Source organism: Paraburkholderia sp. 22098 (genome assembly GCF_052045935.1).
Taxonomy (GTDB): domain Bacteria; phylum Pseudomonadota; class Gammaproteobacteria; order Burkholderiales; family Burkholderiaceae; genus Paraburkholderia; species Paraburkholderia caledonica.
The window spans coordinates 55,913-76,920 of record NZ_JBQEPV010000020.1; the positions used below are offsets into that span (position 1 = coordinate 55,913).

Sequence of the window (21,008 nt, forward strand, 5' to 3'; positions counted from 1 at the left end):
CGCTCGAAAGCGGCGGCGCGCAGGCTCGACAAGGCAGCCGCTTTGCCAGTAAGCTGCGGCACGAACCATACCGGATTAGCCAGAGGACACCGTTGCAAGCGCGGGACGCACACGCCAATGTATTTTTTGTAGGGCTCATGGGGGCAGGAAAAACCACCGTGGGCCGGGCCATTGCGCGCCGTCTCGATCGCCCGTTTTTCGATTCAGACCATGAAATCGAAGCGCGCACGGGCGCGCGCATTCCTGTGATCTTCGAGCTGGAGGGCGAAGCCGGCTTTCGCGAGCGTGAGGCGAGCGTGATTTCGGAGCTCACCGGGCGCGACAAAATCGTGCTCGCGACCGGCGGCGGCGCGGTGCTGCGGCCGGAAAACCGGCAGGCGCTGCAAAGCCGGGGCGTGGTGATCTATTTGCGCGCCAATCCGCACGACCTGTGGCTGCGGACCCGGCGCGACAAAAATCGCCCGCTTCTGCAGACGGAAGACCCCAAAGCGCGCCTCGAAGCGCTCTACGAAGTACGCGATCCGCTCTACCGCGAGTGCGCGCATTTCGTGATCGAAACCGGCCGGCCTTCCGTCAACGGACTCGTCAATATGGTTCTGATGCAGCTCGAGATGGCCGGCGTCGCCAAACATCCTGCGTCATAATGGGCCGTATGATTACCGTCAATGTCGAACTGGGCGAACGCGCCTACCCCATTCATATCGGTGCCGACCTGATCGGCCAGACCGCGCTGTTCGCGCCGCACATCGCCGGCAACTCGGTCACGATCGTCACCAATACCACCGTCGACCCGCTCTATGGCGACACGTTGCGCGCCTCGCTCGCGCCGCTCGGCAAGCAGGTGTCCACTGTCGTCTTGCCGGACGGCGAGGCCCACAAGAACCTCGAAACGCTGAACCTCATCTTCGACGCGCTGCTCGGCTCGCGCGCCGACCGCAAGACCACGCTGATTGCGTTGGGCGGCGGCGTGATCGGCGACATGACGGGTTTCGCGGCTGCCTGCTACATGCGCGGCGTGCCGTTCATCCAGGTGCCGACCACGTTGCTCTCGCAAGTGGATTCGTCGGTGGGCGGCAAGACCGGCATCAATCACCCGCTCGGCAAAAACATGATCGGCGCGTTCTATCAGCCGCAGGCCGTGATCGCCGACATCGGCGCGTTGCGCACGCTGCCCGCGCGCGAACTGGCGGCGGGCGTGGCCGAGGTCATCAAGACGGGCGCTATTGCAGACGCCGGTTTTTTCCGCTGGATCGAAGCCAATGTCGAGGCATTGAATCGCTGCGAGCCGGAAGCGCTCGCCGAAGCGGTCAAGCGCTCGTGCGAAATCAAGGCGTCCGTGGTCGCGCAGGACGAGCGCGAAGGCGGGTTGCGCGCCATTCTCAATTTCGGCCATACGTTTGGCCACGCGATCGAAGCCGGACTCGGCTACGGCGAGTGGCTGCACGGCGAGGCGGTCGGCTGCGGAATGGTGATGGCTGCGGATCTGTCGGTGCGCCTTGGCCATCTGGACGAAGCGTCGCGCAAGCGGCTCGTCGACGTCATCGTCGCCGCGCATCTGCCGACCCGCGCGCCGGCGCTCGGCGAATCGCGCTATGTCGAACTGATGCAGGTCGATAAGAAAGCGGAAGCCGGCGCGATCAAATTCATTCTGCTGAAGCGTTTCGGTGAGACGCTCATCACCCAGGCGCCCGACGCCGAGGTGCACGCCACGCTGGCCGCCGCCGTCTGAAGACCGGCTTTGGCAGCGAGGCGCCGCGCACGGCGTCGACCGGCGCCGCCCATGTTTCGGAGAACCCGGTGACAGACAGGCGCAGCGACGATGTAAAGCAGGAACCCGCGGCGAACGCCGCAGCGCTCGGCGTCCCGACGCAGGAAGCGCTCGAAGCGCACCTCGCGCCGTATGCCGCGCATTCGGCGCTCTCGCGCGGGCGCCGCTATCCGGAAGCACCGCCGAGCGCCCGCACCGAATTCCAGCGCGACCGTGACCGCATCGTTCATTCAACGGCGTTCCGCCGGCTCGAATACAAGACGCAAGTTTTCGTGAATCACGAGGGCGACCTGTTTCGCACGCGTCTCACGCACAGCCTCGAAGTCGCGCAGATTGCGCGTTCCGTGGCGCGTAATCTGCGTGTCAACGAAGACCTGGTTGAAGCCATTTCACTTGCGCACGATCTCGGCCACACGCCCTTCGGGCATGCGGGCCAGGATGCGCTGAACGAATGCATGCGCGAGCACGGCGGCTTCGAGCACAATCTGCAAAGCCTCGCGGTGGTTGACGATCTCGAGGAGCATTACGGGGCGTACAACGGCCTGAATCTGTGTTTCGAAACGCGCGAGGGCATTCTCAAGCATTGCTCACGCGAGAATGCGCGGCGGCTGGGTGCTTTGGGCGAGCGTTTTCTAGAAGGACGCCAGCCGTCCATCGAGGCGCAGATCGCGAACGTGGCCGACGAGATCGCGTATAACAATCACGACGTGGACGACGGCTTGCGCTCTGGTTTGCTGACCGTCGAGCAACTCGCCGAAGTCGAGTTGTGGCAAACACACTATGAAGCCGCGCGGCGCGATTTTCCGCAGATCGAAGGCCGCCGGCTGATCCATGAGACGGTGCGGCGCATCATCAACACGCTGATCGTCGATCTCATCGATACCACGAAGCTCAATCTGGTCCGTCATGCACCGGATTCGCTCGACGCGGTGCGCGCCGCGCCGGCGCTCGTCGCGCATAGCGAAGCGGTGGCAGCCCAAGCTGCAGCGCTCAAGCGCTTTCTGTTCAAGAATCTGTACCGCCATTACCGCGTGATGCGGATGGCGAACAAGGCGCGCCGCGTGGTCGTCGGTCTGTTCGACGCGTTCACCGAAGACCCTCGGCTGCTGCCGCCGGGCTACCAGTCCACCGACGCCGCGCAGCAACCTCGGCTTATCGCGCATTACATCGCAGGCATGACGGACAGATACGCGCTGAAGGAGTATCAGCGTCTCTTCGTAATCGACGATAACTGAACGAGCACGAGCCGTGGCAAGCGAGGGCCACGGCGGGGCGCGTGTCGGGTGAGCCCGACACACGAGGCACGGCAGAGACCGCCTGGGATGGCGGTCTCGTACCACCGGGCTGCGCAGCGTCGATGCAACTGGACGCTAACGCCATGCAGCCCGCCCGCGCGCTTGAGCCACACTGCTGAGCGCTCTTCTCCGCGCAAGCTCAAGCGCGCTTTAGCGCAACATTCGGCGCAAGGCTCAGCGCAACGTTCAGCGCATGCGCGAGGCAAACAACGCGCCTGCGATCAGCGCGACGCCGCCGACAATCGCGAGCGTCTGCCACGGATTTTCATGCACATAGTCGTCCGCGTCCGAGAGCGCTACGTTCGCGCGTTCGCGTACGGCCTCCCGCGTGTCGTTCATGCGGGCACGGGCGTTGTCGAGCTGCTTGCGCAGTTTGCCGCGCAGCGCTACTGCATCGGCCTGGGTCCCTTCGGCCAGCGTGGATTCGAGCTCTGACATTAGCGTGCGAAGTTCGCCTGCAATGTCTTCAGCCGCGTCGCGGCTGTGGCGGGCAATACGCCGCGCGCGGCGGCTCGTGCTGGTCCAGGATTCGCCGAGGGCATCTCGCGTATTCGGAAGTGCTGTCATAGTCGCTCCGTCGATGAGGGTGAAAAAGGCCCACGTTCACGGTTACGCTTAAACCACATCGCAACGCAGGAAACACCAGCAGGACGCAACTTCGGTGCCAAACCCCAATGCCCGGCGTACGGTGCCGCCGGGCGAAAATCGTCAGCAGATATTGCACGAAGCACAACGCTTGCGGGTCAGTTTTACAAACACGGCGAGGCTGCGGCGCGCTGCATCGGTAAAGGCGGCGCGCGGCTGCCACGGCGGCACAAAATAAAAAACGCCGCCATTGGATAAATGACGGCGTTGTTCAAGCCCCGCGAATTCGACTACCCTAAACCACCAGCATTCCGCGCGTGAAGAACGGTGTTACAAGCCGTGTGACAAGCCGTGTTAAAAGCGGTAACCGATGTTGACGTAGGTGACGATCGGGTTCAGCTTGATCTTGGTCTGCGACTGCACATTGAGCGTACCGACCGGCGTCTGTGCCTGCGTGTTCAGTTTGGCCGTGGTGCTGAGCGGCAGGTACGACACCGACACGCCCGCGAACCAGTGCTGATTGAACGCGTAAGTGAAACCCGCATTAAACACCGGCTCCCACGAACTATCCGTAGTCACGCTGGTCGGACCATGCAGGACGTTCGCCTGGAATGCTCCGTTGGTGATCTTCTCGTCGGTGAACCAGATACGGCTCACGCCGATACCGAGATACGGACGGAATGTGGCAGTGGGAGCGTTGAAGTAGTACTTGAACAGCAGCGTTGGGCTCCACTGTTTCGCCTGACCCAGCTTGCCGAATTGTTCGAGGCTACCGGTGCCGTTCAGGTCGAACGAAGGCGGATAGCCAATCACGAATTCGGTGGCGATGTGATCGGTAATGAAGTAACCCGCGGTGAAGCCGATGGTGTCGGCCGAACCCAGTGAGGCTCCGGTATTGGCTTCTGTGATGTTGGTCGGGCTGCCGCCAATGCTCGTTACTCGCAGGGGCTGGCTGCTCGATTGAGGCGCAAGATGGAACCAGCCTGTTGAGACGAAAAAGCTACCGGCCGATTGCGCGTGTGCTGCTGTTGTCATGCTGGCTAGCACTGCGATCCCCGTTACGGCCTGTTTTAATTTCATATGTGCTCCTCCAAAAAAGGCCCGCTCATTATGACCACAACGTTTGAAACTAACCATACGCGCCGGTTAGAGTTTTCTCCCTAAGCCGGGCGCGCTTCCTGGCCTGGCCGCGCCGCGTCGAACCTCCGGCGCATGCGGCTCCTCGGACCTTCGGGTATGTACCAACGCGACTATCGGATACTTCAGCATGGCACGGCTTGCACGTCTTTATGTTCCTGACCAGCCGCAGCACGTCATCCTCCGCGGACTCGATCAGCAGCCTGCGTTCGTCGACGACCAGGACTACGAACTCTTCATCGACTGTATGAAAGCGGCTTCGCGCGATCATCACTTATCGATCCACGCTTATGCGTTGATGCCGGGCGCGGTCCAACTGCTTGTCACTCCAACGGAGGAGTCGAGCCTGCCGAAAGCGATGCAGGCGGTCGGGCGCCGCTACGTAGCGCACTTCAACCGCCGTTACGCGCGACGTGGCACGTTATGGGAAGGTCGCTATCGCGCCACGGTGATCGAGGGCGAGCGGTATTTTCTGCTGGCGAGCCGCGTCGTCGAAATGTGCCCGGTGCGCATGCAGCTCGCGAGCGCGCCAGAAGACTACCGCTGGTCAAGCTATCGTCATCACATCGGTCTCACGCTCGACAGCCTGATCACCGACCATCCGCTCTACTGGTCGCTCGGCAATACGCCGTTCGAGCGGCAGCGCGCGTACCGCGAGTTGTGCGAGCAGCCGCTCGACGAACGAGAGGCAAGCCAGCTTCAGCAGGCCACGCTGAAAGGCTGGGTGCTCGGCAGCGACACGTACCGTGAATGGGCGGCCCGGGCGGCGAACCGGCGCGTATCGCCGCTGCCTCGTGGCCGGCCTCGCAAGGTCCGGGAAACTCCGCAGGCGCAATAAGCGAATCGAATCAATTGTTTGTCTTCCAAACGGCATCACGACATGCCGTTTTATTTTGCCCATATTTGATGTGGCACCAATAAAAAATACCCGCAATGCACCAAACTGATAATTAGGGATCGACCATAACGTTTTATTTGCTATTCCATTGATTCGTCGCGTATATTCCGAATTCCGGCGTTTTTGAACTGTGTAGGTTGCAGCGTCAAGGGCGTCTCAGCCGTTGCGGGTGTGCACGTGCGGCAATAGAAAAACGGTTTAACGGCCTGTCGGCCCCTCACAGACGGTGTCCCCATGAACGATCGCCAGCAACCGGTTCACCCGGTACCCGCCGCCCAAGGGTTGTACGACCCGCAAAACGAACATGACGCCTGCGGCGTCGGCTTCGTCGCCCACATCAAGGGCAAGAAGAGCCACGAGATCATCGAGCAAGGCCTGAAGATTCTCGAGAACCTCGATCACCGGGGCGCCGTCGGCGCGGATCCGCTGATGGGCGACGGTGCCGGCATCCTGATCCAGATTCCGGACGGTTTCTATCGCGAGGAAATGGCCAAGCAGGGCGTGACGTTGCCGCCGTTCGGCGAATACGGCGTCGGCATGGTGTTTCTGCCGAAGGAACACGCGTCTCGTCTCGCCTGCGAACAGGAACTGGAGCGTACGGTGAAGGCCGAAGGCCAGGTGGTGCTCGGCTGGCGTGATGTGCCGGTCGACCACACCATGCCGATTTCGCCGACCGTCAAGGCGAGCGAGCCGCTGATCCGCCAGATCTTTATCGGTCGCGGCAAGGACATCATGGTGACCGACGCGCTCGAGCGGAAGCTTTACGTGATCCGCAAGACCGCGAGCCACCGCATTCAGGCGCTCAAGCTCAAGCACGGCAAGGAATATTTTGTGCCGTCCATGTCGGCGCGCACCGTCGTCTATAAGGGACTGCTGCTGGCAGGTCAGGTCGGTGTGTACTACCGCGACCTGCAGGACGAGCGCACCGTTTCGGCGCTCGCGCTCGTGCACCAGCGCTTCTCGACCAACACGTTCCCCGCCTGGGAACTGGCCCACCCGTACCGGATGATCGCCCACAACGGCGAAATCAACACGGTGAAGGGCAACGTCAACTGGCTGAACGCGCGTACCGGCGCGATCGCGTCGCACGTGCTCGGCGACGACTTGCCGAAGCTTTGGCCGCTGATCTATCCGGGCCAATCGGACACTGCCTCGTTCGACAACTGTCTCGAACTGCTGGTGATGGCCGGCTACCCGCTCGTCCACGCAATGATGATGATGATCCCGGAAGCTTGGGAACAGCACACGCTGATGGACGACAACCGCCGCGCGTTCTACGAATACCACGCCGCCATGATGGAGCCGTGGGACGGCCCCGCTGCAATCGCGTTCACCGACGGCCGCCAGATCGGCGCGACGCTCGACCGTAACGGGCTGCGTCCGGCGCGCTACATCGTCACCGACGATGACCTCGTCATCATGGCGTCGGAAGCGGGCACGCTGCCTATCCCCGAGTCGAAGATCGTCAAGAAGTGGCGCCTGCAGCCGGGCAAGATGTTCCTGATCGACATGGAACACGGCCGCATCATCGACGACAAGGAACTGAAGGACAACCTCGCGAACGCCAAGCCGTACAAGAGCTGGATCGACGCCGTGCGCATCAAGCTCGACGAGATCGAGCCGAAGGCCGAAGACGTCGCGACCGAGCGCCGCGAAGCCGCTGCTTTGCTGGATCGCCAGCAGGCGTTCGGCTACACGCAGGAAGACCTCAAGTTCCTGATGGCGCCGATGGCGCAAGCCGGCGAAGAAGCGGTCGGCTCCATGGGCAACGACTCGCCGCTCGCGGTCATGTCCAACAAGAACAAGACGCTCTATCACTACTTCAAGCAGCTGTTCGCGCAGGTCACGAACCCGCCGATCGACCCGATCCGTGAAAACATGGTGATGTCGCTCGTGTCGTTCGTCGGACCGAAGCCGAACCTGCTCGACACGAACAACATCAACCCGCCGATGCGTCTCGAAGTGTCGCAGCCTGTGCTCGACTTCAAGGACATCGCGAAGATCCGCGCGATCGATCAGTACACGGGCGGCAAGTTCAGCTCGTACGAACTGAACATCTGCTATCCGGTCGCGTGGGGCAAGGAAGGCATCGAGGCGCGGCTCGCGTCGCTGTGCGCGGAAGCTGTCGACGCCGTCAAGTCCGGCTACAACATGCTGATCGTGTCCGACCGCAAGACCGACCGCGACAACGTCGCGATTCCGGCGCTGCTCGCCACGGCGGCCATCCACACGCACCTCGTGCAGCAAGGCTTGCGTACCAGCACGGGTCTCGTCGTCGAAACCGGCTCCGCGCGTGAAACGCACCACTTCGCGCTGCTGGCCGGCTACGGCGCGGAAGCCGTGCACCCGTACCTGGCAATGGAAACGCTCGGCCAGCTCGCAGCCGGCCTGAAGGGCGACCTGTCGCCGGAAAAGGCGGTCTACAACTTCACGAAGGCAGTCGGCAAGGGCTTGCAGAAAGTCATGTCGAAGATGGGCATTTCGACCTACATGTCGTACACCGGCGCGCAGATTTTCGAAGCAGTCGGCCTTGCCGAAGATCTCGTGCAAAAGTACTTCAAGGGCACCTCGTCGAAGGTCGGCGGCATTGGTCTCTTTGACGTCGCCGAAGAAGCGATCCGTCTGCACCGCGACGCGTTTGGCGACAACCCGGTCCTCGCGAACATGCTCGACGCAGGCGGCGAGTACGCCTATCGCGTGCGCGGCGAAGAACACATGTGGACGCCGGATGCGATCGCCAAGCTGCAACACTCGGCGCGCAGCAATTCTTATCAGACGTACAAGGAATACGCGCATCTGATCAACGATCAGACCAGGCGTCACATGACCTTCCGCGGTCTGTTCGAATTCAAGCTCGACCCGACCAAGGCAATTCCGCTCGACGAGGTGGAACCGGCGAAGGAAATCGTCAAGCGTTTTGCCACCGGTGCAATGTCGCTCGGCTCGATCAGCACGGAAGCGCACGCCACGCTGGCGGTCGCGATGAACCGCATTGGCGGCAAGTCGAACACCGGCGAAGGCGGCGAGGACGAAAACCGCTATCGCAACGAACTGCGCGGCATTCCAATCAAGAACGGCGACACGATGAAGTCCGTGATCGGCGACGAGGTGATTGTCGACATTCCGTTGAAGGAAGGCGATTCGCTGCGCTCGAAGATCAAGCAGGTCGCGTCGGGCCGCTTCGGCGTGACGGCGGAATACCTCGCCTCGGCCGATCAGATCCAGATCAAGATGGCGCAGGGCGCGAAGCCGGGCGAAGGCGGCCAGTTGCCGGGCCACAAGGTGTCCGAGTACATCGGCAAGCTGCGTTACTCGGTGCCGGGCGTCGGTCTCATTTCGCCGCCGCCGCACCACGACATCTACTCGATCGAAGATCTGGCGCAGCTCATTCACGACCTGAAGAACGCGAATCCGGCGGCTAGCGTGTCGGTGAAGCTGGTGTCGGAATCCGGTGTCGGCACGGTCGCAGCGGGCGTCGCCAAGGCGAAGGCCGACCACGTGGTGATCGCGGGCCACGACGGCGGCACCGGCGCGTCGCCGCTGTCGTCGGTCAAGCATGCGGGTACGCCGTGGGAACTCGGTCTCGCCGAAACGCAGCAGACGCTGGTTCTGAACCAGTTGCGCGGGCGTATCCGCGTGCAGGCCGACGGTCAGATGAAGACCGGCCGCGACGTCGTGATCGGCGCGCTGCTCGGCGCCGACGAGTTCGGCTTTGCGACGGCCCCGCTCGTCGTCGAAGGCTGCATCATGATGCGCAAGTGCCACCTGAACACCTGCCCGGTCGGCGTCGCGACGCAAGATCCGGTGCTGCGGGCCAAGTTCAAGGGCCAGCCGGAACATGTCGTCAACTTCTTCTTCTTTGTTGCGGAAGAAGCGCGCGAAATCATGGCGCAACTGGGTATTCGCAAGTTCGACGACCTGATCGGTCACGCCGAACTGCTCGACACGAAGAAGGGCATCGAGCACTGGAAGGCGAAGGGTCTCGACTTCTCGCGCGTGTTCTATCTGCCGCAAGTGCCGGCTGAAGTCGCGCGCAAGCATGTGGAAGACCAGGACCACGGTCTGGACCGCGCGCTCGACCACACGCTGATCGAAAAGGCGAAGGCGGCCATCGAGAACGGCGAGCACGTGTCGTTCATCCAGCCCGTGCGCAACGTCAATCGTACGGTCGGCGCGATGCTGTCCGGCACGATCGCGAAGAAGTACGGCCACGACGGCTTGCCCGACGACACCATTCACATCCAGTTGAAGGGTACTGCGGGTCAGAGCTTCGGCGCGTTCCTCGCGAAGGGCATCACGCTGGATCTGGTCGGCGACGGCAACGACTACGTCGGCAAAGGCTTGTCGGGCGGGCGCATCATCATCCGTCCCACGAACGATTTCCGCGGCAAGTCGGAAGAGAACATCATCTGCGGCAACACGGTGATGTATGGCGCGATCGAAGGCGAATCGTTCTTCCGCGGCGTGGCTGGCGAGCGATTCTGCGTGCGTAACTCGGGTGCGACGGCGGTTGTCGAAGGCACGGGCGACCACGGCTGCGAATACATGACGGGCGGCACGGTCATCGTGCTCGGCGAAACCGGCCGTAACTTCGCGGCCGGCATGTCGGGCGGCATCGCCTACGTGTACGACCCGGACAACACGTTCGCGGGCAAGTGCAACAAGTCGATGGTTGCGCTCGAGCCGGTTCTGCAGCAGGCCGAACAGGAGCGCACGGTCGACAAGAGCCTGTGGCACGCCGGCACGACCGACGAAGCGCTGCTCAAGGGTCTCATCGAACGTCACTTCCAGTTCACGGGCTCGCCGCGTGCAAAAGCGCTGCTCGAAAACTGGGACGCGTCGCGCCGTCAATTCGTGAAGGTGTTCCCGACCGAGTACAAGCGCGCGCTGGGCGAAATGGCAGCGAAGAAGGCGAATAAAGAAGTTCTCGCCGCCTGAGCGCAGACCGCTCGTCGACTGCTTTCGCACAGAGACGTCACCTTTAGCCGTACCTGCCGCGCGCGACCGTTCAACGGCGCGCTGCGGCGGGTTCAGATCACCCCCTAGATACAGATAGAGAAGAGAACCACATGGGCAAGGCAACCGGTTTTCTCGAGTTCGAGCGCCGCCACGAGGCGTATGAAGCTCCGCTCACACGCGTGAAGCACTACAAGGAATTCGTCGCCGCACTCACCGACGACGAAGCGAAGGTTCAAGGCGCACGTTGCATGGACTGCGGCATTCCGTTCTGCAACAACGGCTGCCCGGTGAACAACATCATCCCGGACTTCAACGACCTGGTGTTCCAACAGGACTGGAAGACGGCGATCGAGGTGTTGCACTCCACGAACAACTTCCCGGAGTTCACGGGCCGCATCTGCCCGGCGCCGTGCGAAGCGGCGTGCACGCTCGGCATTAACGACGATCCGGTCGGCATCAAGTCGATCGAACACGCGATCATCGACAAGGCATGGGCCGAAGGCTGGGTCGCGCCGCTGCCGCCGAAGCACAAGACCGGCAAGAAGGTTGCCGTGGTCGGTTCCGGTCCTGCCGGTCTGGCGGTCGCTCAGCAACTCGCGCGCGCCGGTCACGATGTCACGGTGTTCGAAAAGAACGACCGCATTGGCGGTCTGCTGCGTTACGGAATTCCCGACTTCAAGCTGGAGAAGTGGCTGATCGATCGCCGTATGCGCCAGATGGAAGCCGAAGGCGTGACGTTCCGCGCCAACGTGTTCATCGGTAAGGCCGATTCGCTGCCGGCCTACATCGGCAACACCGCAAAGGAAACCATCACGCCGGACCAGTTGAAGGAAGACTTCGACGCGGTCGTGGTAGCCGGCGGTTCGGAAACGCCGCGCGATCTGCCGGTGCCGGGCCGCGAACTGGAAGGCATCCATTACGCAATGGAATTCCTGCCGCAGCAGAACAAGGTCAATGCCGGCGACAAAGTCCCGAACCAGTTGCTCGCCAAGGGCAAGCACGTCGTCGTGATCGGCGGCGGCGATACCGGTTCGGACTGCGTGGGCACGTCGAACCGTCACGGCGCGAAGAGCGTCACGCAGTTCGAACTGCTGCCCCAACCGCCGGAAGAAGAGAACAAGCCGCTCGTGTGGCCGTACTGGCCGATCAAGCTGCGCACGTCGTCGTCGCATGAGGAAGGCTGTTCGCGCGATTGGGCTGTCGCGACCAAGCGCCTCGAAGGCAAGAACGGCAAGGTCGAGAAGTTGATTGCGGCGCGCGTCGAATGGAAGGACGGCAAGATGGTCGAAGTGCCGGGCTCCGAGTTCGAAATGAAGGCCGACCTCGTGCTGCTCGCCATGGGCTTCACGCAACCGGTGTCGCCTGTGCTGGAAGCCTTCGGCGTCGACAAGGACGCGCGCGGCAACGTGCGGGCCACCACCGAAGGTGACAAGGCGTACTACACTTCGGTGGACAAGGTGTTCACTGCCGGCGATATGCGCCGCGGCCAGTCGCTCGTCGTGTGGGCGATTCGCGAAGGCCGTCAGTGCGCACGTTCGGTCGACGCTTTCCTGATGGGGCATTCGGACCTGCCGCGCTAAACGTCGCCGCTGGTTTGCCGCAACGGCGTCGTCCGTTAAGCGGTGCACGAAGCGGCACGTTAGAAGGCACATCAAAGCGGTAAAAAGAGAGCCGGGCGCCCGACAGAGTGACCCGGTTTTTTCATATGTGCTGCTTGTGATTCAGCTCGCCGTGTCACTTCCCATAACGCGCCAACGTGAGCCCGTCGAGATCGATCTCCGGCTTGCGCTGCGTGATGAGATCGGCGACCACCCGCGCCGAGCCCATCGACATCGCCCAGCCCGTCGAGCCGTGCCCGAGGTTGAGCCACAAATTGTCGATGCCCGAAGGTCCGAGCAATGGCGCGCCGTCGGGCGTCATTGGGCGGCGACCCACCCAGAAGTGTGCGGATGTCGGCGCGGCGGCATGCGGAAACCAGTCATCCAGCACTTTCATCAGCGTTTGTAGCGCCTGCTCGCGCAGCGTGGTCTGCCGGTTGCCCAACTCGGCCGTGCCCGCCACCCGCAGGTTGTTGCCAAAGCGCGTGATGGCTGTCTTGAGCGACTCGTCCATGAGCGCGGCCCGTGGGGCTTTCTCATCATCGATCACGGGTAGCGTTGCGGAATATCCCTTCACCGGATAGAGCGGCACCTTAACGCCGAGCGGTGCAAGCAGCGCCGCACTGTCGACGCCCAGCGCCACCACGACGTTATCGGCCTGTACGATTTCAGCGGCGCCAGTTGCACCGTTTGCGCCGTTTGCACCGTCCGGTCGTCCACCGGCTTCACTTTCCACACGCACACCACGCACCGCACCGCCGTGCACGTCGATCGATGTCACGCGCGTGTCGAAGCGAAACTGCACGCCGTGGCGCTCGCAGATAGCTCGTAATTCGCGCGTGAAGCGGGCGCAGTCGCCGGCTTCGTCGTCGGGAAGATGAATGCCCGACACCGGAGCCGCGCGAGCCCAGCGCAAACCCGGCTCGATATCGACGCATTGCGCGGGGTTCACTTCCCGATATGCGATGCCCGCGTCGCGCAGCACAGCCAGCGCCGGTTGCGCGAGTTCGACGTCGTACTCGCTGCGAAACAGTTGCAGATACCCTTGGCTGCGCCCGTAATCAAACGGATGACGGCTGCGGAATTCGTGCAGGCAGTCCCGGCTGTAATAGGCGATGCGCTGCATCCGCTGCTTGTTGACGCGAAAGCGTTCGAGGTCGCATTCGCGCAACCAGCGCGCGATCCAGCGCCACTGAGCCGGGTCGAGGGTGGGACGGAAGATCAGCGGCGACGCTGGCTTGAACAGGTACTTGAGGATCTTCGTCGGCATGCCCGGCGCGGCCCACGGCGTCACGTAGCCGGGCGCGATCACACCCGCGTTACCGAAGCTCGTGGCGAGCGCGACGTCCGGCTCCCGCTCGATCACCGTGACCTCGCAGCCTTGCTGGCGCAGGTAGAAAGCGGTCGCGACGCCGATCACGCCGCCTCCCAGAACAATCGTTTTCATGTGCTTAGTGGGCAGGAATCAGCGCCAGAAATCAGCGACAAAGTCAGGCGGCAGGACTGGCCGTGCCGAGCACCTTGCCCTTGGTTTCTGGCAGGCACAACGCGGCGACGATCACGAGCAGATAACCCGCACCGGCGACAATGCCCATTGCCTTCACCAGAGACATGCCCTGCGAAAGTGTGCCGACGAGAATCGGAAAGAACGAGCCGAAGCCGCGCCCAAGGTTGTAGCAGAAGCCTTGCCCGGAGCCGCGAATCGCATTGGGATATAGCTCCGACAAATAGGCGCCCACACCCGCGAAAATCCCTTGCACGACGATGCCGAGTGGAAATCCGAGCGCAAGCATCATGCCGTCGGTGATCGGCAACATCGTATAGACCATGCCGAGCACGAACGAGCCGATCGCGAACAGAATGAAGGACGCGCGGCGTCCAATCTTGTCGCACAAGATCGCGCCCACGATATAACCGGTGAATGAGCCGACGATCAGCACGATCAGATAGCCGCTCGTGTTGAACACGGACAGATGACGCACGGTCTTCAGATAGGTGGGCAGCCACGTGGTGATCGCGTAGTAACCGCCGAGCATGCCGGTGCACAACGCGCTGCCAAGCAGTGTGATGCGCAAGTGCGGCCCCGAGAAAATCTGCAGGAAATGCGCAGTTTCGAAGCCGCTCTCACGTGCACGGCGCGTCTGCAGATAGATGTCGGGGTCGCTGACGTTGCGGCGAATGTAGATGATCCAGGCGGCGGGCAGCAGACCGATCCAGAAGCACGCACGCCACGCATACTGTTCGGGCAGCAACGCAAAAAATGCCCAGTAGACGATGGCCGCCGCTGCCCAGCCGAACGACCAGCTGCTTTGCACGGTGCCCACGGCTTTCGCGCGATGCTGCGGCGAGCGGATCGTCTCGGCCATCATGATCGTCACGACCGACCATTCACCGCCGAAGCCGATTCCTTGCAGGGTGCGTGTGGCGAGCAACTGCCCGAACGAATGCGTGAAGCCCGACAGAAACGTGAATAACGCGAAGGTGGCGATCGTCCATTGAAGCACGCGGATGCGGCCGTACCGGTCGGCCAGAATGCCGGCGAGCCAGCCGCCCAACGCCGACGAGATGAGCGAACTCGTGGCGATCATGCCCGCTTCGCTTTTGGTCATGCCCCAAGTCGCGATCAGCGTCGGAATGAGGAACGAGTAGATCATGAAATCGAACGCATCGACCGCATAGCCGCCGAAACCGGCGTACAGGGTGCGGCGTTCCCGCTGCGTCAGTTCGGTGAACCATTGGAGAGAAGGCATGTTTGTTGTGTTCTCCTGGTTTTTTGTGTGCCGGCGGCTCGTGGGAGGTGTTTCTATTCTACGGGGACGAGGCAACATGCGGCCAGTTGTGGTCAAAATTGGCAGCGGACATCGCAGCAATCATGGCAACAACGGGTAAGCAGCGGACAACAGACGAGATGCGAAGGAAACGGATCCGGCGAGGGCGCGCCGGACGGCATACCAGCCGACGCATGCAAGACGGCGAAAGCTCGCGAAAGCCGTTGCTTACGAACTAATACGCCGTAACCAAAAAGATAATGAACACCGTTACACTGCGCACGCAGCGCATCGGCTGCACATTGTTTGCTCACACTCGCGCCTGCCACATCTGATCGCCTAATGCCCGCCACCGCGAAAATCTGCCCGGAGCCTCGCCGCCACTTTGCGCACGTGGCCGTGCCCGCGCGCCAACTTGCCGCGAGCGGGTCGCGCCGGACGTTCCTGAAGGGTTCCGCATGCGTGCTGCTGGCGTCCGGTATCGGCGCTTCGCTGCTCTCCGCGTGCGGCGGCGGCAACCTGGATACTGAACAGGGCGAGACGCCGCGACTGGCCTCGGTCGACAATTTCCGCGATGTCGCGGGCGCCGCCGCAGGCTATCCAACTGTCGACGGCAAAACGATGCGCCGAGGCGTGTTCTTTCGCGCGAACGTGCTCGCGCTCAGCGTGGCCGACCAGACCGAAATCGAAAGTCTCGGCATTGCCAGCATCTTCGATTTGCGCACGCCAGGCGAGATCGAGCGGACGGCAGATATCCTGCCGCGTGCCACCGTATCGCAGACGTTGAATGTACTTGGCACGCGCGACTTCATCACGCCCGCCTTCAATTCTGCGGGCGGCGCGGCCGCGTTCATGGAGTCCGAGGCTCGCGCCTATGTAACCGGCGCCGCGCAGCGGGCGAACTACGGCGCGCTGCTCCGTCAGCTGGGCGATGGCGCGGGCGCGCAGCTGTTCCATTCGAACGCCGGTAAGGATCGCGCGGGTTGGGTTGCCGCGTTGTTGCAGAGCATTGCTAACGTGCCGCTCGACGTCATCATGCAGGACTACCTGCTGAGCAACGTCTATCGCGCACAGGCGATCAGGTCGCAGAAAGAGACTTTGCGTGCGCAGGACGGCGACGCGCTCGCCGCGATCCAGGAGCCCTTGCTCGGCGTTCAGGAAAGCTATCTGCAGGCGGGCTTCGATCAGGTGCAGGCAAGCTACGGCACGATGACGCGCTACCTGACCGAAGGCCTTGGCGTGTCGGAGTCGGCTATCGAGAGTTTGCGCGGCCGGCTTGTCGCCTGAAGAGCGCAGGGAAAGTCATTCGCTGGGGCCGGACAAAATACGCGCATAAAACGCATGCATCAAACCGTGAGCAAAAAAAATCCGCCCCGAACAAGCGGGCGGACTGAGAAGGGCGGCATCGAGGTTGCCGGGGCCGACTATACGGCCGCCGGCCACGCGATAGACGATCCGGTAAGGTGACGTAAGCGGATCGGTCGCGGCGCTCATTCGCAGCAAAAGCCTGCGCCTTATACGGTCGCAGCAGACGCCGCCGGCAGTTCGATACATACCTCCAAACCGCCTTGCGCGTGATTGCGTACATGGCAACGTCCGCCGCGGTCGTGCGCAAGCCGCGCGACGATTGCAAGGCCGAGGCCGCAATGGCCTTCGCCGCCGCGCGCGGCGTCGAGCCGCACGAACGGTTTCATCGCCGCGGCAATGCGCTCGTCAGGAATGCCCGCGCCATGGTCGCGCACTCGAATGAGCCAATATCCGTCGCCGCGTTCGGTGGCGATGTCGACGGGCGGCGCGCCATGTTCCAAAGCGTTATCGACGAGGTTCGTCACGAGCCGGTCAAGCAGCGTGCGCGGCAGCGTAAACGACGGGCCGGCGCGCAGATGGAGCGCGAAGAGCGGCGTCTCCCCGGCGCTGGAAGTGCTGTCCATGCCGTCGCCGCTGTCCGTGTGTTCGGCGAAGCCGTCGCTCGCGGAAAACTGTTCGCGCAGGAACTCGTCGACCTCTACTGCAGGCCCCGCGTCGGCTGATTGGCCGGCAAATTCGAGAAACTGCTGGACGATGTTCGTCAGCGAGTCGACATCGCGTATCAAGCCCGCACGTTCGCTTTCCTCTACCAGCACGCTCGCGCGTAACTTCAGGCGCGTGAGCGGCGCTTTCAGGTCGTGCGCGACACCGGCGAGCATGACGGCCTGATCGTCGCCGGCTTCGTTCAGGCGCCGCATCATGTCGTTGAACGAGCCGATCAGATCGCGCAGTTCGCGCGGACCTTGCACTGTGACGGGTTGTGGCCGCACGCCCGAACCGAACTCACGCGCGGCATCGGCGACGCGCGACAGCGGCCGCTGCATCTGCCAGACCGCGAAGAGCGACAGGATGAGCGCGGCGGCCAGCATCGAAACGGATTCGATCAGAAAGCGCGGCGGCGGCGGAAGGTCAACGGGTAGCACCACCCAGTTCGACTTGCCGGGAAACAACACCCACAGTTGCGGCGGACGCAGGTCGTCGACGGCGATCTTCGTGCCGGGCGGGAGATCGTCACGCAGGCGCCGCGCCAGGTCGGCGACGAGACGTTCCGTCGGTTCGTGAAGATGGATGCTCGGCGGCATGTTCCAGGTCGGAACGAGATGCACGCGCATGGCGGGCGCGAGGGCGGCGCCCTTGATCGGCTCACCGTTGATCGCCTGCAGCACCAGCACGAGGCCGCGCGCAAAGCCGTCGACTTCATGACGCGGCGGCTGCATCACCACGAGAACGAACCAGCCGGCCTGAATCGCGAAGAGCACCGCCGTCGAAAGCAACGCCATTCTGCCGAACAGCGTGTTCAGCGGGTTTCTCATGCGTTCGAGGCGGCCTCGTCGGAGAACGGTGTGCCGTCTGCGTCGGGCACGAAGACGTAACCCTTGCCGCGCACTGTTTGCACATAGCACGGATTGGACGGATCGTCCTCGATCACGCGGCGCAGCCGCCAGATCGGCACGTCGAGACTGCGGTCGCGGAATGCGAGATTGTCGCGATGCACGAGGTCGTGAATCAGCACGCGCGACAACACCTTATAGGGATTGTTCACGAAGATCTTCAGCAGCGCGAACTCACTGTCGCGCAACGGGAGCTTCGAGTCCGCACGCGACAGCGAGCGCGTGGCGAAGTCCAGTTCGAACGGACCGAACTTATACGGTTTGCGCGCTTCGGGTGCACTGGTGGTTGAAGGGCCGCGGCGGCGCAGAACGGTGTGGATGCGCGCGAGCAGTTCACGCGGATCGAACGGCTTGGTCAGGTAGTCGTCTGCCCCGAGCGAGAGCCCGACTATGCGGTCCGCCACCGTGCCGCGCGCCGTGACGAAGATCACCGGAATGTCGTCACCGGCGGCGCGCAACGCGGTGAGCGCGCGTAGGCCGTCGGTGTTCGGCATCATGATGTCGAGCACGACGACCGATGGCCGTTCGCGCTCGAGCCTGCGCTGGAGATGGGTGCCGTCATGCAGCACCGACGCGTCGAAGCCGTTCGACTGCAAGAACTTGCAAAGCAGATCGCGTACGACCGGATCGTCGTCGACGATAAGGACCTGTGGATTCATGGCGAAATTCTAGACTGACGCGCGCAACGCGCGGCCGACTGTTTTCTTACCAATGCTTACCCGGCGCTGCGCAAAATCGGCGCGTTGGCGCGTAAGTCCCGTCACCCAAGGCTCACAGCATATTTCACCACTGCCATATTTGGCAACGCAGTTGGCAACGCGGCCGGCAGCCGCGATGAGCACGCGGTCGCCAACGTCGCGCGTTGCGTCGATCGGCGTTCTCATGCCGCAGGCCGCTTTCCGGAAACAGTTTGCGCACGCCGGGAAGTAGTGGCAATCGTTCGAAACCGGTCGTAAGAACCGCCGGAAAGCGCGTCTTTCTTCGTGCATCGCCAGGGCCCCGGCGGCGCGAAGATTCGTCCTGCAATACGTAGCGCCACACGCCGCAAGAGCTTAACGGCCCTGTCCGGCAGAGACGGCGCGAGACCGACATTCCGCCAAACCATGCGAGGCTCATCATGACCGTTCCAGGCAACCTCAGTTCCACCCACTTCTCTGCAGTCGCGCCCACCAAAACGACGGAAAAGCCCGCGTCTGCAGGCAATTCCGCAAGTACCGGCGGCGCGGCGCAAACCACGGCTTCCGCAACGCAGCCGCAGCCTCCGGCGCCCGCGGGCCTCGTCGGTCACCACGTCAATACGACGGCCTGATCTGCCGAGGCCCGCGTGTCGACCCCGAGAATCCCTGCGTGTTTCACCCGCGCCGCTGTGTGGCTCGCGCTCGGCGCGGTGCTGTTGCCGCTCGGCGGCTGCGCCGTTGCCGCGCTGCCCTGCCGGCTCACTTCAGCCACGCTGAAAATCATCCCGGTCGTCGGCCATGCGGCGGCCAGCCCGTTCGACATGTGTTCATCCGCGATCGACTGAATCATGACTCCCCAACGGATTGCCTGCGCGTTGGCGCTCGTTTGCAGCACGTTTTCGCTGACCGTGCCGGCGCAACCGGCGGCGCGCGAAGCGAGCGCGGCGGCTCCCGCGTCGAAGGACGCTTTGGCCGATGCGCGGCGGCGCGCGCAGGACACGCCGTTCGCTTTCCGCGGCATTGCGCTTGGCATCACGCTCGACGAATTCCGCGCGGGCTCGAAGGTGCGCGCGACGCCGATCGGCAGCGTGCCGGTCTGCGAGACGGATGTGCAGGCGGGCGTGCTCGGCATGCGGCTGAAGTCGCACGAGAGTTTGACAGTCGCGTGCCGCTGGGCACATCGCGACGACAACGGTTGGGCGCTGTCGCAAGCGGTGGTCGATGGCGCGCCGGCGTCCGAGCACGTGCTGCGCTTCGCGCGTATCGGGGGACGAAGCGAAAACAGAAGCGAAGAGCAAAGCGCACTGCGTCTGTACGAAATCTCGTTCGTGATCGACGAAGTCACCGCCGAGGACTTGCGCGAGGCGCTGGCGGAGCGCTGCGGCCCGCCGCGTCACGCGACGCAGAACGTGTCGGCGCCAGGCGCGCTGCCGGTCTACGTATGGGAAAACGCGGTGAGTTCGATCACGTTGTGTTTTTTGCCCGGCACTCGCAACGGCACGCTGACATACCTGCTGAAGGGTTCCGACGCGTGGGTCAAGGCGGTCGTGCGGCAGTGGCAGGCAAGCGATGCGGAAGCCGGTTGAGGCGCCATGCGCCCTTGGCAGCCAATCCACTCGAAGATGAGGCCGATCAGGCCAGGGAGTAAAACAATGCCTAAGCTTCGTTTTTCCGCGGCGATGTGCGCGGTGGTGGTTCTATCGGCTTGCGCCGGCGGACAGAAGTCGATCGTCGAAACGCCGATGGCGCCGCCGCTCGTGTCCGCGCCGCTGAACGTCAACACACAGGGCGCGATCTACCAGGCCGGCACGCTGATGGTGCTGTACGAGACGCCGCGCGCGCAGCACATCGGCGACGTGCTCACGATCCGCCTGTCGGAGTCATATAGCGGCAACAATAGTTCGACGGCGGCGGCCAGCCGTGCAAGCAGCATCACTGCGGATGCCGCCGATCATTCGACCGGAGCCGCCGCCCGTCTCGCAAGGCTCTTTAACGTCGGCTCCGCAAGCACCGAGTTCAAAGGGCAGGGTAGCCTGACCGACGCGAGCGGCATGACCGGGACGCTCGCCGTCACGGTGATCGGCACGATGCCCACGGGCAACCTGGTCGTGTCCGGTGAAAAAATCATTTCGATGAGCGGCAACCGTGACCGCCTGCGTCTGTCGGGCGTCATCAATCCTAAGGATATCGAAGCAGGTAACTACGTGGCTTCGAGCAAGGTCGCAAATGCACGTATCGAACAGGCGGGCGTGGGGATGCTCTCCGATGCGACCACCATGGGTTGGCTGCAGCGAATGTTTCTTAGCGTGCTGACTTTTTGAAGCGGCCGCGGCGCAACGCGGCGCGTTTTGTCCGCGCCGCCTTTCGGTTATGTCTGCGCCGTGCTTGAGTCCAATCTTGTGTCG

At 63.0% G+C, this 21,008-nt stretch carries 17 protein-coding genes; 10 read left to right on the plus strand and 7 right to left on the minus strand.

What is annotated here, in order from left to right; genetic code table 11:
• Nucleotides 1-92 precede the first annotated feature (92 nt).
• The 3 genes from ACTJLB_RS29745 (at nt 93) to ACTJLB_RS29755 (ending at nt 3,003) form a co-directional block, all read left to right on the plus strand.
• Nucleotides 93-644 carry a shikimate kinase gene (locus ACTJLB_RS29745; RefSeq protein WP_027805037.1) on the plus strand — a complete coding sequence of 184 codons (552 nt, stop codon included), beginning with the start codon at nt 93-95 and terminating at the stop codon, nt 642-644.
• Nucleotides 644-1,729 (plus strand): 3-dehydroquinate synthase, encoded by a 1,086-nt coding sequence (gene aroB, locus ACTJLB_RS29750; RefSeq protein WP_440785362.1) that lies wholly within the window; start codon nt 644-646, stop codon nt 1,727-1,729. The genes ACTJLB_RS29745 and aroB overlap by 1 nt, the downstream gene beginning before the upstream one ends.
• 68 nt (nt 1,730-1,797) lie before the next feature.
• Complete coding sequence (locus ACTJLB_RS29755; protein WP_288831094.1) at nt 1,798-3,003, plus strand: deoxyguanosinetriphosphate triphosphohydrolase; 1,206 nt, start codon at nt 1,798-1,800, stop codon at nt 3,001-3,003.
• A 246-nt stretch (nt 3,004-3,249) separates the two neighbouring features.
• Here the strand turns inward: ACTJLB_RS29755 and ACTJLB_RS29760 are convergent, their stop codons facing one another.
• Together ACTJLB_RS29760 and ACTJLB_RS29765 are read right to left on the minus strand one after the other, a co-directional pair.
• Complete coding sequence (locus ACTJLB_RS29760; RefSeq protein WP_020070608.1) at nt 3,250-3,630, minus strand: DUF883 family protein; 381 nt, start codon at nt 3,628-3,630, stop codon at nt 3,250-3,252.
• A gap of 372 nt (nt 3,631-4,002) precedes the next feature.
• Nucleotides 4,003-4,728 carry an OmpW/AlkL family protein gene (locus tag ACTJLB_RS29765; protein ID WP_020070610.1) on the minus strand — a complete coding sequence of 242 codons (726 nt, stop codon included), beginning with the start codon at nt 4,726-4,728 and terminating at the stop codon, nt 4,003-4,005.
• A 187-nt stretch (nt 4,729-4,915) separates the two neighbouring features.
• Here ACTJLB_RS29765 and ACTJLB_RS29770 point away from each other — a divergent pair, with 187 nt between their 5' ends.
• From ACTJLB_RS29770 to ACTJLB_RS29780, 3 genes are all read left to right on the plus strand, one after another.
• A complete protein-coding gene (locus ACTJLB_RS29770; protein WP_020070611.1) occupies nt 4,916-5,623 on the plus strand; it encodes a transposase in 708 nt (235 codons plus the stop codon).
• Nucleotides 5,624-5,917: 294 nt separating this feature from the next.
• On the plus strand, nt 5,918-10,621 hold the full coding sequence (locus ACTJLB_RS29775) for a glutamate synthase-related protein (RefSeq protein WP_408193376.1): 4,704 nt from the start codon (nt 5,918-5,920) through the stop codon (nt 10,619-10,621).
• Nucleotides 10,622-10,752: 131 nt separating this feature from the next.
• On the plus strand, nt 10,753-12,222 hold the full coding sequence (locus tag ACTJLB_RS29780) for a glutamate synthase subunit beta (RefSeq protein WP_088176480.1): 1,470 nt from the start codon (nt 10,753-10,755) through the stop codon (nt 12,220-12,222).
• Nucleotides 12,223-12,376: 154 nt separating this feature from the next.
• On the opposite strand, the gene ACTJLB_RS29785 is transcribed toward ACTJLB_RS29780, so the two are convergent.
• Both ACTJLB_RS29785 and ACTJLB_RS29790 read right to left on the minus strand, forming a co-directional pair.
• Entirely contained in the window at nt 12,377-13,687 is a 1,311-nt protein-coding gene (locus tag ACTJLB_RS29785) for a D-amino acid dehydrogenase (RefSeq protein WP_440785363.1), read from the minus strand.
• Between the two features lie 43 nt (nt 13,688-13,730).
• The gene (locus ACTJLB_RS29790; protein ID WP_440785364.1) at nt 13,731-14,990 is read right to left on the minus strand and encodes an MFS transporter; all 1,260 of its coding nucleotides are present in this window, start codon (nt 14,988-14,990) and stop codon (nt 13,731-13,733) included.
• Between the two features lie 360 nt (nt 14,991-15,350).
• Here ACTJLB_RS29790 and ACTJLB_RS29795 point away from each other — a divergent pair, with 360 nt between their 5' ends.
• Nucleotides 15,351-16,295 (plus strand): tyrosine-protein phosphatase, encoded by a 945-nt coding sequence (locus ACTJLB_RS29795; protein WP_440785365.1) that lies wholly within the window; start codon nt 15,351-15,353, stop codon nt 16,293-16,295.
• Between the two features lie 15 nt (nt 16,296-16,310).
• Here ACTJLB_RS29795 and ACTJLB_RS29800 read toward each other — a convergent pair whose 3' ends face one another.
• Genes ACTJLB_RS29800 through ACTJLB_RS29810 form a run of 3 tightly spaced genes read right to left on the minus strand, consistent with a single transcriptional unit; the run spans nt 16,311 to nt 18,585 of the window.
• Nucleotides 16,311-16,502, minus strand: coding sequence for a hypothetical protein (locus tag ACTJLB_RS29800; RefSeq protein ID WP_440785366.1), 192 nt, complete (start codon nt 16,500-16,502; stop codon nt 16,311-16,313).
• A 20-nt stretch (nt 16,503-16,522) separates the two neighbouring features.
• Nucleotides 16,523-17,848: an ATP-binding protein gene (locus tag ACTJLB_RS29805; RefSeq protein WP_310071753.1), complete on the minus strand. Its 1,326-nt coding sequence runs from the start codon at nt 17,846-17,848 to the stop codon at nt 16,523-16,525.
• Nucleotides 17,845-18,585 (minus strand): response regulator, encoded by a 741-nt coding sequence (locus ACTJLB_RS29810; RefSeq protein WP_020070618.1) that lies wholly within the window; start codon nt 18,583-18,585, stop codon nt 17,845-17,847. The genes ACTJLB_RS29805 and ACTJLB_RS29810 overlap by 4 nt, the downstream gene beginning before the upstream one ends.
• 665 nt (nt 18,586-19,250) lie before the next feature.
• Here ACTJLB_RS29810 and ACTJLB_RS29815 point away from each other — a divergent pair.
• The 3 genes from ACTJLB_RS29815 to ACTJLB_RS29825 all read left to right on the plus strand — a co-directional run bounded on the left by ACTJLB_RS29815 (nt 19,251) and on the right by ACTJLB_RS29825 (nt 20,924).
• Entirely contained in the window at nt 19,251-19,448 is a 198-nt protein-coding gene (locus ACTJLB_RS29815; protein ID WP_440785367.1) for a DUF6726 family protein, read from the plus strand.
• A 3-nt stretch (nt 19,449-19,451) separates the two neighbouring features.
• Nucleotides 19,452-20,189 (plus strand): hypothetical protein, encoded by a 738-nt coding sequence (locus ACTJLB_RS29820; protein WP_440785368.1) that lies wholly within the window; start codon nt 19,452-19,454, stop codon nt 20,187-20,189.
• Nucleotides 20,190-20,255: 66 nt separating this feature from the next.
• A complete protein-coding gene (locus ACTJLB_RS29825; RefSeq protein WP_440785369.1) occupies nt 20,256-20,924 on the plus strand; it encodes a flagellar basal body L-ring protein FlgH in 669 nt (222 codons plus the stop codon).
• Nucleotides 20,925-21,008: the final 84 nt, after the last annotated feature.